8 protein-coding genes are annotated in these 13,256 nt (G+C 67.9%); 5 read left to right on the forward strand and 3 right to left on the reverse strand.

The window, feature by feature from the left end; all coding sequences use genetic code 11:
* Positions 1 to 7: 7 nt before the first annotated feature.
* Complete coding sequence (locus VI08_RS03595) at positions 8 to 2,299, reverse strand: TonB-dependent receptor (protein ID WP_045828182.1); 2,292 nt, start codon at positions 2,297 to 2,299, stop codon at positions 8 to 10.
* 164 nt (positions 2,300 to 2,463) lie between these two features.
* Here VI08_RS03595 and VI08_RS03600 point away from each other — a divergent pair, with 164 nt between their 5' ends.
* The 5 genes from VI08_RS03600 to thrC all read left to right on the forward strand — a co-directional run bounded on the left by VI08_RS03600 (position 2,464) and on the right by thrC (position 10,372).
* Positions 2,464 to 4,392 (forward strand): alkaline phosphatase family protein, encoded by a 1,929-nt coding sequence (locus VI08_RS03600; protein WP_045828183.1) that lies wholly within the window; start codon positions 2,464 to 2,466, stop codon positions 4,390 to 4,392.
* A gap of 182 nt (positions 4,393 to 4,574) precedes the next feature.
* A complete protein-coding gene (locus VI08_RS03605) occupies positions 4,575 to 6,566 on the forward strand; it encodes a bifunctional 2',3'-cyclic-nucleotide 2'-phosphodiesterase/3'-nucleotidase (RefSeq protein ID WP_045828184.1) in 1,992 nt (663 codons plus the stop codon).
* A 430-nt stretch (positions 6,567 to 6,996) separates the two neighbouring features.
* A complete protein-coding gene (locus VI08_RS03610) occupies positions 6,997 to 8,145 on the forward strand; it encodes a homoserine dehydrogenase (RefSeq protein ID WP_052697672.1) in 1,149 nt (382 codons plus the stop codon).
* Positions 8,133 to 9,089 carry a homoserine kinase gene (locus VI08_RS03615; RefSeq protein WP_045828186.1) on the forward strand — a complete coding sequence of 319 codons (957 nt, stop codon included), beginning with the start codon at positions 8,133 to 8,135 and terminating at the stop codon, positions 9,087 to 9,089. Before VI08_RS03610 ends, VI08_RS03615 begins: the two co-directional genes overlap by 13 nt.
* 2 nt (positions 9,090 to 9,091) lie before the next feature.
* Positions 9,092 to 10,372 (forward strand): threonine synthase, encoded by a 1,281-nt coding sequence (gene thrC / locus VI08_RS03620; RefSeq protein WP_045828187.1) that lies wholly within the window; start codon positions 9,092 to 9,094, stop codon positions 10,370 to 10,372.
* A gap of 88 nt (positions 10,373 to 10,460) precedes the next feature.
* Here the strand turns inward: thrC and VI08_RS03625 are convergent, their stop codons facing one another.
* Positions 10,461 to 11,762 carry an OprD family outer membrane porin gene (locus tag VI08_RS03625; RefSeq protein WP_052697673.1) on the reverse strand — a complete coding sequence of 434 codons (1,302 nt, stop codon included), beginning with the start codon at positions 11,760 to 11,762 and terminating at the stop codon, positions 10,461 to 10,463.
* Entirely contained in the window at positions 11,762 to 13,111 is a 1,350-nt protein-coding gene (locus tag VI08_RS03630) for an MFS transporter (RefSeq protein WP_045828188.1), read from the reverse strand. The genes VI08_RS03625 and VI08_RS03630 overlap by 1 nt, the downstream gene beginning before the upstream one ends.
* Between the last annotated feature and the right edge of the window lie 145 nt (positions 13,112 to 13,256).

Consider the following 13,256-nt stretch of genomic DNA (forward strand, 5'->3'; position numbering starts at 1 on the left):
TTCGTCATCAGAAATCCGCCGAGAGGGTCACGAAGGCCTGCCGCGGCGCGCTGGCGTGGAACGCGAGGGCACGGCCCTGCGGGTCGGTGGCCGCGAATGCGGTGAGGTTGGTGGCGTAGCGGTGGTCGGTGAGGTTGGTGATGTTCAGCGCCAGGGTCAGCGCCTTCAGCTGGCCCAGCGCGCCGAAGTCGTAGCTGCCGCCAAGGTCGAACGACGTGGCGCCGGCGACGCTTTGGTCGTTGGTATACGTGTAATAACGCTTGCCGGTGTACTTGCCGCGCAGGCTGGCCGTCCACGGGCCCGTGGTGTAGCTCACCTCGCTTGCGAACATGCGCTTGGGCGTATCCACCGTGGTCTTGTCCTTCACCGGTACCACCACGCCGTTGGCGACGTAGTTGTCATCGTACTTCGAACGGTTGAACGAGGCCGAGTTGTACCACTGGAAGCCCTGGAACGGCTTCCAGATGAAGGTGAACTCCGCGCCGCGGCTGCTCACCGAGCCGACGTTGACGAAGGCCGTGTTGCACTCGGGGCGGGTGCCCACCTCGATGCTCGGGCAGGGGTTGAGCGAGAGCAGGCGGTTGTCGAACTTTACGTCGTACATCGCCACCGAGGCTTCGTACGATGAGCCCACGCTGCGGAAACCGCCATCGATGCTGCGCGACTGTTCCGGCTTCAGGTTGGCCTTCGTGCCGTCGAACGCCGACTGCGACACCGATTGCGGGCCACCCGCGCCACCGCCCTGGAACGCGGCGATATTCTTTGCATACGACAGGAACACTTCCTGCCCCGGCGCCAGCTTCCACGCGATGCCGGCCTGCGGCAGCAAGGCCTTCTGCGCCTTCAGCGTGCCGGTGGCATACGGGCTCTCCACGCCCGGCAGCTCGGTCGCCTTCATCGTGGTGTGCGGGCTCTTCACGCCGATATCGACCGAGAGGCGATCGTCGAAGGCTTTGAAGCTGTCCTGCAGGTAGGCCTGCTTCGTGGTGATGGTGTAGTCCTGCGCGAACAGGCGGCGGTTGGGATCCTGCAGGTAGTAGTTATCGCTGACCGGCCCGTCGATCCAGTAGAAATTGCGCTCTACATGGTGGTCGTTCTGCTCGTACCATACGCCGCCTTCCACGTGGTGCGCGCCGAGATCCCACGCCAGCGACGCGATGGCGCCGTTGCGGTTGATCGTGTAATTGGTGCTGCGAATGCTGATCGGCAGTTCCTGCGCGGTGCCCGGGAACGACTTCTGCCCCGGCGACCACCAGTGGCCCTGCCCCGCGTTTTCATGGTGGTACACCTGCGTGTGCAGCGTGCCGCCGTCGGCCACGGTGAAATCGCCGGCGACGTAGTACAGGTCGTCACGGCGTAGCGCGCGGCTCTGGTAGTAGGCATCGTCGATGTTGTCGACGCCGCCGCTGAAACCGCAGCGCGGATCCTGCACGCCGCCCACGGTATACGCGGGTGCGCAATACGCCGCGGCCAGGGCGCGGTTCCAGTCCGGTGCGTAGAGGTTCCAGTCCCAGCCGAGGCCACGGCGCAGGCCGCTTTTCGACAGGTAGGCGTAATCGGCCTGGCTGGTGCGCGAGGTATCGGCGAAGCCGGTGATGCGGTTGCCGTCGCCGAACTCGTACACCGCCTTGCCGTTGAACTGCTTCGTCGTGGTCTTCGAGTTGGGCTGGGCCCACATGTCCGCGTCGGCTTTCACGCCCGACAGGTACATCGAGAAGCCCTTGTAGTCGCCCGTGTCGATGCGGGCATAGGTGCGGCGGTTGTGGTCGCTGCCGAAGGTCTGCGCCACTTTGCCGCCGAACTTGGTGGCCGGGTCGGCCGAGAAGTACTGGAGGGTGCCGCCGAGGTTGCTGGTCGAGGCGGTACCCAGCGCGCCGATGCCTTCGGAGAGCTCCACCGTCGACATGTTCTCGGCGATCAGGGCGCGCGAGATGTTCAGGCCGTTGTAGTTGCCGTAGGCGTTATCGCCCAGCGGCAGGCCGTCCAGCGTGTAGCCCAGGCGGGTGGTGTTGAAGCCGCGCAGGGTGATGCTCTGCGACTCCTCGTTGGCGCCGAAGGCATCGTTGGACTGGACGTTCACGCCCGGCAGCCGATTAAGGATTTTCTGAGGGCTGGTGCCCGGGGGCAGCACGGCCCGGTCCTGGGGCACGATGCGCTGCACCTGGCGCGTCTCGCCCTGGCCGATGACCGACACCGCCTCCAGGTCCTGGGTTTTCGGCGGCGGGGCGTCCTCGGCATGGGCGTGGGCGGCGACGGCGGCGGCAAGGGCCAGGAACAGGGCGGAGCGCGGGAGCTTCATCGACAGGGAGACTCGACGTTTAGGAAGCCGACGAGCGTGCGGGGCGCAGATGGACGTTTTTTGACGCGTCGCGGCGAATCGCCGGTTTGGTGAACCCCGTCGCACTTGGAAAAAAAGTGCAACACTTCGCCCCAACAATGGCGAACCCCTGCACGGACCCTTCCATGTCACTGCGTACCCGCCTTGCCGCCGCCCTGCTGCTCCTCGCCGCCACCACGGAGGCCAGTGCCGCCCACCGGGTCATCGTGTTCGTGTGGGATGGCATGCGCCCCGACGCCATCAGCGAAGACGACACGCCGAACCTAGCCGCGCTGGTGAAGCAAGGCACGTTCTTCACCGATAACCACGCCACGTACCCGACGTTCACGATGGTCAACGCGTCGAGCTTCGCGACGGGCTCGTTCCCCGGCACCATCGGCTTCTTCGGCAACCGCTTCTGGGCCCCGGGTGCCAGCGGGTTCGATGCGAAGGGCGCGCCCAGCGATTTCGCGGCCCCGGTGTATACCGAGGACTACGCGGTGCTCCGCGCGCTGGACGACCACTACCACCACGACCTGCTGCAGGCGCCGACGCTGCTGGAGCGCGCCCGGAAGAACGGCCTGAAGACGGCCGTGGTGGGCAAGTCCGGCCCGGCCTTCCTGCAGGATATCCACGAAGGCGGGACCATCCTCGACGAGAACGTGGCGCTGCCGCTGGCGTTCGCGCAGAAGCTGGCGAAGGCGGGCTTCGCGTTGCCGGCCAACACCGTGCACGCATACGACGCCGGCCACTTCCACCTCGAGCCGGATAACGGCACGCCCACCGCGCAACTGCCGCTGGTGACGCTGAAGGACGGCAGCACCGCCGATGCCTCCGATGGCGCGGGTGCGCCGCCCACCGCGTCGAACGCTTATCTGATGAAGGCCTACCTTGAGTACATCCTCCCGGTGGAGAAGCCCGACGTCAGCTTCGTCTGGCTGCGCAACCCGGATTCGACCGAACACCAGTACGGCGTGGGCTCGCCCAACTTCCACCTCGCGCTGCGCGCGCAGGATGAACTACTGGGACAGTTGCAGGCGAAGCTGAAGGCGCTCGGCATGGCTGCCGATACCGACCTTGTCATCGTCTCCGACCACGCGCACAGCAACGTGGCCGGTCCGCGCGACCTGTTTCCCCTGCGCCAGATCGCCGATGGCCGCGTCGGTCGTGTCGACAGCGAGTGGGGCTTTTCCACATCGGGCGCCATCCGCCTCGCCGATGAGATGACCCAGGCGGGCTTCACCGCGTTCGATGGCTTTGGCTGCATCTACGCGCCGGTGATGGCCGGCATCCTCGCGAATGGCAAACCGCTGCACCCTACGCGCTACGACGACGATGGCCGCGTGTGTGGCAAGCCGGCGCCGTACACCACGCCCGCCTACAAGGTACCGGTCGACCTGCCGAAGGATGCCTTCGTCATCGCGCCGAACGGCGGCAGCGAGTACCTGTACCTGCCCTCGCACGACAAGGCGGCCATCGTGAAGGCGGTGCGTTTCCTGCAGTCGCGCGAAATGATCGGCGCCATCTTCGTCGACGCGCGCTATGGCAAGGTTCCCGGCACCCTGCCCCTGGCCACCGTGCACCTCGCCAGCAAGCGCGCGCCGGATATCATCGCCAGCTACGATTTCGACGCCGATGCGGTGGTGCAGGGCTTCCGCGGCACGGTGTACACCAGCATGAGCAACGAGCGCGGCATGCACGGCAGCTTCAGCCCCGTGGACGTGCACAACACCCTGCTGGTAACCGGCCCCGATTTCCGCAAAAACCTGCGCAGCGAGCTGCCCAGCGGCAACGTGGACCTGGCGCCCACGCTCGCGGCGGTGCTCGGCCTCGACCTGGGCAAGGCCGACGGCCGCGTGCTGCGCGAAGCCGTGGCGGGCCGCGACGGCAACGGCCTGGCCGTGAAACCCGTGGACGTGGCCACGGAGGCCGCCACCGGCCTGGACGTGCGCCGCGTCGACGGCACGCCCATGGGCCGCGGCACCTACCGCTTCACCCTGAAGACGAAGCAGCTGACCGATAACGGCAAGGTCTACACCTACTTCGACCAGGCCAAGGCCGAACGCACCCCCTAAACCACCCGCCGAACGTAGGAGCCCACCCCGTGGGCGACAGCTCCTCGCGCCACCGCTACAGGTCCAGGGGCGCCTCGCTAACGGTTGTCGCCCACGGAGTGGGCTCCTACGACGAGGGGGCGGTTGTCGTCGCTTTCTGCTAGGTTGCCCCTCCCAGATCCACCGATAACCCGGACACCACCATGTTCAAGCCCTTCGCGCTGGCCTCACTTTCGGCCGCCCTGCTCGCCGCGTGCGCCAGCACGCCCGCCGGCAAACCCGGCAAGCCGGCCACCCTCGCCGATGGCGCCACGCTCGACCTCGCCATCCTCGAGACCACCGACGTGCACGCGAACATCCTTTCGTACGACTACTACAAGCAGAAGGACGATGCGTCGTTCGGCTACGAGCGCGTGGCCACGCTTATCCGCCAGGCGCGCCAGCAGTTCCCGAACACGGTGCTGTTCGATAGCGGCGACACGATCCAGGGCAGCGTGCTGGCCGATTACCAGGCGCTGGTGAAGCCGGTGGGCTGCGATACCGAGCTGGCCATCTACAAGGCCATGGACAGCGTGGGCTACGACGGCGGCACCGCCGGCAACCACGAATTCAACTACGGCCTGCCGTTCCTGGCGCAGGTGACCAACACCGCGATGAACGTCGACGGCGTGAACGCCAGGGCATGCGCCGGCCCGAAGTTCCCGCTGGTGCTGTCGAACGTCTACAGCGCGCGCGACGGCCAGCCCATCTTCAAGCCGTGGACCATCGTCACCAAGACCGTGAACGCGAAGAACGCGGCCGGCAAGGATGTGCCGACCGACGTGCGCATCGCCATCATCGGCTTCACCCCGCCGCCCATCCTCGACTGGGACAAGCGCAACCTGCAGGGCAAGGTCACCGTGGCGGGCGTGGTCGAGGCCGCGCAGAAGTACATGCCCGAGATCCAGGCGCAACACCCCGATCTCGTCGTTGCCATCCTGCACGGCGGCCTCAACACCGCGCCGTACACGCCGCAGATGGAAAACGGTGGCTGGTACCTCGCCGGCGTGCCGGGCATCGACGCGCTGCTGCTCGGCCATTCGCACACCGAGTTCCCGGGGCCGCGCTACGAGGGCATGAAGGACGTGGACGCTAAGCGCGGCATCGTCCGCGGCGTGCCCGCGGTGATGGGTGGGTTCTTCGGCAAGGATCTTGGCGTCATCAACCTCACCATGAAGCGCGAGGGTGGCCGCTGGGTGGTCGAGAAGGACAAGAGCCACAGCGAAGTGCGCCCCATCTGCCAGAAGAAGGGCCAGTGCGTGGACGCCGACCCGGCCATCGCGCCCATCGTCAAGGATGCGCACGACGCCGCCATCGCCTACGTCAACACGCCCATCGGCGCGACCGACCTGCCGCTCACCAGTTACTTCGCCGACGAAGGCAACATGACAGCGCTCTCGGTCGTCAACGCGGCGCAGATCGACTATGCACGCGACGAGCTCTCGCGCTCGCGCCCCGACCTGAAGGACGTGCCGGTGATCTCGTCGGCCTCGGCCTTCCGCACCGGTTTCGGCGGCCCGGATGATTACACCGACGTGCCCAGGGGCCCGATGAGCATCCGCAACGCGGCCGACCTGTATTTCTACCCGAACACGCTGGCCGCGGTGAAGATCGATGGCGCGGGCCTCAAGGCGTGGCTGGAGAAATCCGCCACCCGCTTCAACCAGGTCGACCCGTCGAAGGATGGCGAGCAGCCGCTGATCGGCAAGATGCCGGGTTACAACTTCGACCAGGTGCAGGGCGGTGTCACCTACACCATCGATGTCACGAAGCCGGAAGGCCAGCGCATCGGCAACCTCCGCTTCAAAGGCAAGCCGGTGAAGCAGGGCCAGGCCTTCATCATGGTGACGAACAGCTACCGCGCGAACGGCGGCGGCGAGTTCCCCGGCATGAATGGCGATTCGGTGGTGCTCAGCGCGCCGGACGGCAACCGCGAGGTGGTCATCAAGTGGGTTGAAGCCCACAAGACCATCACCCCGAAGCTGCTCGACAAGCGCTCGTGGCGCTTCGTGCCCGTGAAGGTGAAAGGCCCCGTGACCTTCACCGGCGCATCCGGCAAGGAAGATGTCGCGAAGCAGCTGGGCCTGCACGTCACCGAGGTGAAGGACAACGGCGACGGCACGGCGGTGTACGCGCTGGACCTCTCCAGGAAGTAACCCCTAGGGTGTTTGCTTAAGTTGTGGGAGCGCGCTTGCGCGCGATGGACGCGCCGCAAGCCCCCATCGCGCGCAAGCGCGCTCCCACAGAGAGACAGAGAGACACCCCCAAGGATGCAGCCACCCCAGGCATAGGCCTTCGGGGCGCTTGACAGGCGCCTTGACGCGGGCCTAACGTCGGGCCATGCATCCCAACGCGCCAGCGCTGCCTTTTACCCGGGCCACCCTCGTGGCCTGCGCGCCTGCGTCCATTACCACCGCGACTACGACCACCACCACGACCACTACGGTCGGAGGATCGGAGTCCGTGCGCGCCTAGGTTCCATGTCGCTGCCGGCCCCGACCTCCCGCAGGACGGGACCGGCGCCGGGATCCACAGCCGAACTCCCCACCTGCGAGACGTGACGGGCCTCATACCGGAGGCTTCACCGTGTCACTCGCCCTTGCCTACCCACGCTCCCCCTTACGCGCCGCGCCCGTGCGGGCCGCGGTGCAGCCGCTTGTCGTCAACGTCGGGGTCATCGGCCCCGGCAAGGTCGGCGCCGCGTTCCTGCGCCAGATGCAGCAGGCGGCGCCCCGGCTGCTCCGCGAGTGCCACCTCGAGCTGCGCCTGCGCGCCGTCAGCGATAGCCGGCACATGTGGCTCGACTGCGACGACGAGGCCCTGAACGGCCGCGTGGGCGGCGCCCAAACCTGGCGCCCCGTCGTGCTGGACGAGTTCGCGGCCTACGTCGCGGGCCACCATGGTTCGGCCGCCGTGCTGGCGGACTGTACGGCCAGCGACAGCGTCGCCGACCACTACGCGGGCTGGCTGGGTGCCGGCATCCACGTGGTGACCCCCAACAAACGCGCCGCCAGCGGCTGCCTCGACCGCTGGAAAGCCATCGCCCGGGCCTCCGACGCCAGCGGTGCCCGCCTGCACTACGAGGGCACGGTGGGCGCCGGCCTGCCCGTGGTGCAGACGCTCCGCGACCTGATCGACACCGGCGACGAACTGCTCGCCGTCGAGGGCATGCTCTCCGGCACGCTGGCGTGGCTGTTCAACCGCTTCGACGGGTCACGGCCGTTCTCGGCCCTGGTCCGCGAAGCCCACGCGCTGGGCTACACCGAGCCCGATCCGCGCGACGACCTTTCCGGCATGGACGTGGCCCGCAAGCTGGTGATCCTGGCCCGCGAGGCCGGCGTGGGCCTCTCGCTCGGCGACGTGGCCGTGGAAAGCCTTGTCCCCCGGGAACTCGAAGGCCTGGGCCGCGACGACTTCATGGAAGCCCTGCCTGCCATGGACGCCCCGATGGCGGCCCTCCTGGCCAGGGCACGGGCGGAAGGCGGCGTGCTGCGCCACGTGGCCCGCCTCGACAACGCCGGGGCCTCGGTCGGCGTGCAGGTGCTCGACGGCGGCCATGCGTTCGCCCATGGCCAGCTCACCGATAACGTGGTGCGTTTCGCGACGCGCCGTTACTGCGACAATGCCCTGGTTGTCCAGGGGCCGGGTGCCGGCCCCGAGGTCACCGCGGCGGCGGTCTTCACCGACCTGCTGCGCGTGGCCGGCGCCATGGGAGTAAAACGATGCGCATGCTGAAAGAAGACACCTCGCCCCTCGCCCGCGCCGATGTCGCCATCGCCGAGGCCTACGCCAGCGTCGGCAACGTCGGCATCGGCTTCGACATCCTCGGCCATTGCGTGGAGGGCGCCGGCGACCGCGCCGAAGTGCGCCGCATCCCCGAGCGCACCGTGCGCATCGCCGCCATCCACGGCGTGGTCACCGACCTGCCGCTGAAGGCCGAAGACAACACCGCGGGCGCCGCGCTGCTTTCCATGCTGCGCGCCCTCGACCTGCCGTTCGGCTTTGAACTGACGCTGCACAAGGGCATCGCGCTGGGCTCGGGCATGGGCGGCTCCGCCGCCTCGTGCGTCGCCGCCGTGGTGGCCGCCAACGCCCTGCTCGACGCGCCGTTGCCCCGCGAGGCGCTGTACCCGTTCGCCATGGACGGCGAAGTGGTGGCCAGCGGCAGCCGCCACGGCGACAACCTGGGCCCGATGCTCATGGGCGGCCTGGTGCTGGCCACCGACCGCCGCCTGGTGAAGATCCCGGTCCCCGCCGAATGGCACTGCGCCCTCGTCCACCCGCACGTGGTGCTGGAAACCCGCAAGGCGCGCGCCGCGCTGGTCGGGGCCTACGCCATCGGCGAGTTCGTGGCGCAGAGCGCCAACCTCGCGCTGGTGCTGGCGGGTTGCTACCGGGGCGAGGCCGCGCTGGTGCGCGAGGGCCTGAGCGATGTGCTGGTGGAACCGCGCCGCGCCCCGCTCATCCCCGGCTTCCATGCCGTGAAGCAGGCCGCCATGGACCATGGCGCGTTCGGCGCCAGCATCTCCGGCGCCGGCCCCAGCGTGTTCGGCTGGTTCGAGGGCCGTGCGGATGCGGTCGCCGCCGCCCACGACATGCAGGCCGCGTTCCGCGCGGCGGGGCATGCGAGCGACGCGCTGGTGGCACCCATCGACGGCCCCGCGGCGCGGGTGCTGTGACGATGCGCTACGTGAGCACGCGCGGCGGTGCCGCGCCGGTATCCCTTTCGTCGGCCATCGCCGCAGGCCTCGCGCCCGATGGTGGCCTCTACGTACCCGAAGCGATGCCCCGGGTCGGCCGGCTGGCCACCGGGGGTTACCTCGCGGGCACTGCGGCGGCGATGCTGGAGCCGTTCTTCGCCGGCGACGCGCTCGCGCCCGAACTCGACGCGATCTGCGCCGACGCCTTCGCGCACCCGGCGCCGCGGCGCGAGCTGCGCATCGCCGGCGCGCACGTGCTCGAGCTGTTCCACGGCCCCACGGCGGCGTTCAAGGATTTCGGCGCGCGCTTCCTCGCCGCCTGCATCTCGCGCCTGCGTGCCGCCGAGGGCGCGCCGCTCACCATCCTCGTGGCCACCTCGGGCGATACCGGCGCCGCGGTGGGCGCCGCGTTCCACGGCTTGCCCGGCGTGCGCGTCGCCATCCTCTACCCCGATAACCGCGTATCGCCGCGCCAGGCCCACCAGCTCGGCAGCTTCGGCGGCAACGTGCGCGCCCTGCGCGTGGAAGGCAGCTTCGACGATTGCCAGCGGCTGGTGAAAGGCGCGCTGGGCGACCCGTCCCTGCAGGCCGATGTGCCGCTTTCGTCCGCCAACAGCATCAGCCTCGGCCGCCTGCTGCCGCAGATGGCCTATTTCGGGCACGCGGCGCTGCATGCGGGCGAGGGCCCCATGAACGTCATCGTGCCCACGGGCAACCTCGGCAACGCCGTGGCCTGCCTGTGGGCACGCGCCATTGGCCTGCCCATCGGCGAGGTGGTGTTCGCCTGCAACGCGAACGATACGCTGCCGGAGTTTTTCGCCGGGCAGCCCTACCGCGCGCGCGACGCCGTCGCCACCATCGCCAACGCGATGGACGTGGGCGCGCCCAGCAACTTCGAGCGGCTGGCCCATTTGTTCGGCGGTGAAGACGCCGCGCGGCTCGAGGGCAGTGCCCATGCCGTGGACGACGCGACGATCCGCGACGTCATCCGCCGGCATGCCGCCAATGACGGCGAAGTGTTCTGCCCGCACACCGCCACGGCCATGCGGGTGTTCGAGCAGCGCCGCCTGGGCGGCGACCCGCGTGCGTGGACCCTGGCGGCCACGGCCCACCCGGCGAAGTTCGATAGCGTGGTCGAACCGCTGATCGGGCGTGTGGTCGAGGTGCCTGAGGCATTGGCGGCGATGCTGGCGCGCGAGGCGTATGCCGAGCCGTTGGCGGCGGATGGGCGTGTGTTCGCCGACTGGCTGCGCGAGTGGTAGGCGTATCGCGCGCAAGCGCGCTCCCACAGAGTGCCGAAGCCAGCGCCTGGCCACCCTTCTGTGGGAGCGCGCTTGCGCGCGATGCTTCTCAGAACTTGTAACTAAGCATCAACCGGTTGTTGGTCCACGGCATGTTGCCCGGGTTCAAGTTGTTCTTGCCGCCCACCGTGTGCTCCCAGCGGTTGCGCAGCTGCAAACCCTTCAGCAGCTTGTCGAGCTTCCACACGATGTCGACGTAGACATCGTGGCTGGTGCCGCGGAGCAAGGTGTCGTAGTGCGCGTACGAGGCGATAAGCGTCAGGTCGCCGCGGAACAGGGCGTACTGCGCCTTCGCCTTCCACGCATGCCCCGGCCCCTGTTCCACCAGGCCGCGCAGCATGGAGGTGGTGTAAAGCGGGTCGGTGGCGTAGGTGTTGGTGTAAGGCGAGATGATGGCGCCCGCGCCCACGGCGTTGCGGTCGCTGTCGAGCTTGTTGTACGCCACGTCGAACTTCGCCTGGCCGATGCCCACGCCCGCGTCGACGCCCCAGGCCGAGGCATCCACGCGCTGGCCGGCCACGCCGGTGATCTTCGTGTGCGTGTCGACGATGACGTTGCCGGAACCGGTTGTTTCACGAACCAGCTGGGCGCCAACGAAGGGCTTCAGCACCGTGCCGGTGTCGATGGTGTACATGCCATCGACGTAACCCAGGTGGCCGAAGTGCTCGAAGTCGTAATACCACGCCTGCGCCTTCAGCCCATGGCCCGCATAGGTGCTGCCCACGGCGGTGGTGCCATCCTGCGAGCGCGCCGACGAGGGCAGCGAGCCGTTGTTACCGTACATGGTGTCGCCGTGGTACGTGGACGGGTAGTAGACGTTATCGTCGTTGTACGCATCCGACGTGCGGCTTTTCCAGCGCAGCGTGCGGATGGCGTAGATATCCCAGCCCTTCGCCGGCTTGAAGTCGAGCATGGCGCCCTGGTACGACGCCGGCACCACGCGCGAATCGGACTGGCCCATCCACGGCGTGTTGAGGTACTGGTCGCCGGCACGCACCGTCAGCCACGGGTTCGCGTATTCCACGTAAGCCTGGGTGAAACCGTCGATGGTGTTGCCCGGCCCCATCAGCGACGCGTCGATGCGCCCGGTATCGTGCGACTGGGTGCCGAACGAATGGGCGGAGAACCCCGTCGCCACCGCGCTGAAGCCGTTCACCTGGCCGCTGCGCACCGTGAGCAGGCCCGTCAGCGAGTTCGAGAACTGATCCTTGCTGGTTGGGTTGTCGTAGTTGCGGTCGAAGCGATAGAGGCGCACTTCGCCGTCGACCTTGGCATCGCGGAAGAAATCGTCCGCGTGGGCACCCGCCACGACGCAGGCCAGCGTCGCGGCCGCGAGCAGTCGGCGGCGCATCAGTGGGCCACCCGCGCGACGGTATCGTGCTTCGCGGCAGGCGCGTTGGCCGCCACATCCCGCGTGCCCTTGCCCACCGGGGCGCCACTGCGATGGAGCATCCACACGCCGAAGAAGCTGGCGATGGCGGAGGCGGCAAGCCACGCGCCCGGCATGGCCTTGTCGCCCGTGCTGTGGATCAGGTAGGTGCTGACCGCCGGCGTGAACCCGCCGAAGATGGCCTGCGCGAGGCTATACGCCACGCTGAAGCCGCTGGCGCGGACATGCGCCGGCATCATTTCCGTGAGGCTCACCACCATCACGCCCTGGTACCCACCGTAGAGGAAAGACAGCCACAGCAGCACCGCCAGCATGCGGCCGAACGACGGCTCGGCGACCAGCCACGCCATGGCCGGGTAAGCCGAGATGGCCACGGCCAGCGAGAAGATGGTGAGCGTGCGCACGCGGCCGATGCGATCGGACACAGCGCCCATCAGCGGCACGAAGATGAAGTTCGAGATGCCCACGCACACCGTGACCACGAACGCATCGCGCGCGGTGAGGTTCAGCACCTCCTTGCCATACGTGGGCGTGTAGGCGGTGATGAGGTAGAACATGACGCTGGTGAGCGTCACCAGCAGCACCGCGTTCAACACGAGCTTCCAGTTGGCGAGCAGGCCCGCGTAGATCTCGCGAAGGGTCGGCGCGTGCGTGGCGGCGCGCTTTTCGAACGCCTCGGTCTCCTGCAGCGTGCGGCGGATGTAGAACAGCAGCGGCACGATGAGCGAGCCGATGATGAACGGGATGCGCCAGCCCCAGGCCATGATCTGGTCTTCGCTCAGGGTGAAGCGCAGCACCACGCCGAGGATGGCCGCAAAGATCACGGCCACCTGCTGGCTGGCCGACTGCCACGCCACGTAAAGGCCACGCTTGCCGGGCGGCGCGATCTCGGCGAGGTACACCGAGACGCCGCCGGATTCCGCGCCGGCCGAGAAGCCCTGCAACAGTCGGCCCACGAGCACCAGCAGCGGCGCGGCCATGCCGATGGTCTTGTAGTCGGGCGTGAAGGCGATGATCAGCACGCCCACCGACATGATGGCGAGGCTGGCGATGAGGCCCTTGCGGCGGCCGTGGCGGTCGATATACGCACCCAGCACGATCGCGCCCACGGGGCGCATCAGGAAGCCGACGCCGAAGGTCATCAGCGACATCATCAGCGACACGTACCCACTCGCGTTCGGGAAGATCGCGTGGGCGATGGCCGAGGCGTAGAAGCCATAGACCATGAAATCGAACATCTCAAGGAAGTTGCCGCTCACTACCTTGAACACGCGGCCGAACTTCGAGCCGCCTTCTTGCACCTGTGCCATGCCGTTCTCTCCCCGAGACGATTGCAGGATGACACGGCTTTAGCGCGTTCCACATGGTGAGACGCTGTACCGTGATGTAAAACAGTCAAGCAGACACGCCGAGAGGGCGTCAACAGGTATTTTCGGCCCGTTCCATATGCTAATA

It is taken from the genome of Luteibacter yeojuensis (genome assembly GCF_000964085.1).
GTDB lineage: Bacteria > Pseudomonadota > Gammaproteobacteria > Xanthomonadales > Rhodanobacteraceae > Luteibacter > Luteibacter yeojuensis_A.

Coding starts and splice junctions, on each gene's coding strand:
- VI08_RS03595 (WP_045828182.1), bottom strand. CDS start 2,299: ATGAAGCTCCCGCGCTCCGCCCTGTTCCTGGCCCTTGCCGCCGCCGTC.
- VI08_RS03600 (WP_045828183.1), top strand. CDS start 2,464: ATGTCACTGCGTACCCGCCTTGCCGCCGCCCTGCTGCTCCTCGCCGCC.
- VI08_RS03605 (WP_045828184.1), top strand. CDS start 4,575: ATGTTCAAGCCCTTCGCGCTGGCCTCACTTTCGGCCGCCCTGCTCGCC.
- VI08_RS03615 (WP_045828186.1), top strand. CDS start 8,133: ATGCGCATGCTGAAAGAAGACACCTCGCCCCTCGCCCGCGCCGATGTC.
- thrC (WP_045828187.1), top strand. CDS start 9,092: ATGCGCTACGTGAGCACGCGCGGCGGTGCCGCGCCGGTATCCCTTTCG.
- VI08_RS03625 (WP_052697673.1), bottom strand. CDS start 11,762: ATGCGCCGCCGACTGCTCGCGGCCGCGACGCTGGCCTGCGTCGTGGCG.
- VI08_RS03630 (WP_045828188.1), bottom strand. CDS start 13,111: ATGGCACAGGTGCAAGAAGGCGGCTCGAAGTTCGGCCGCGTGTTCAAG.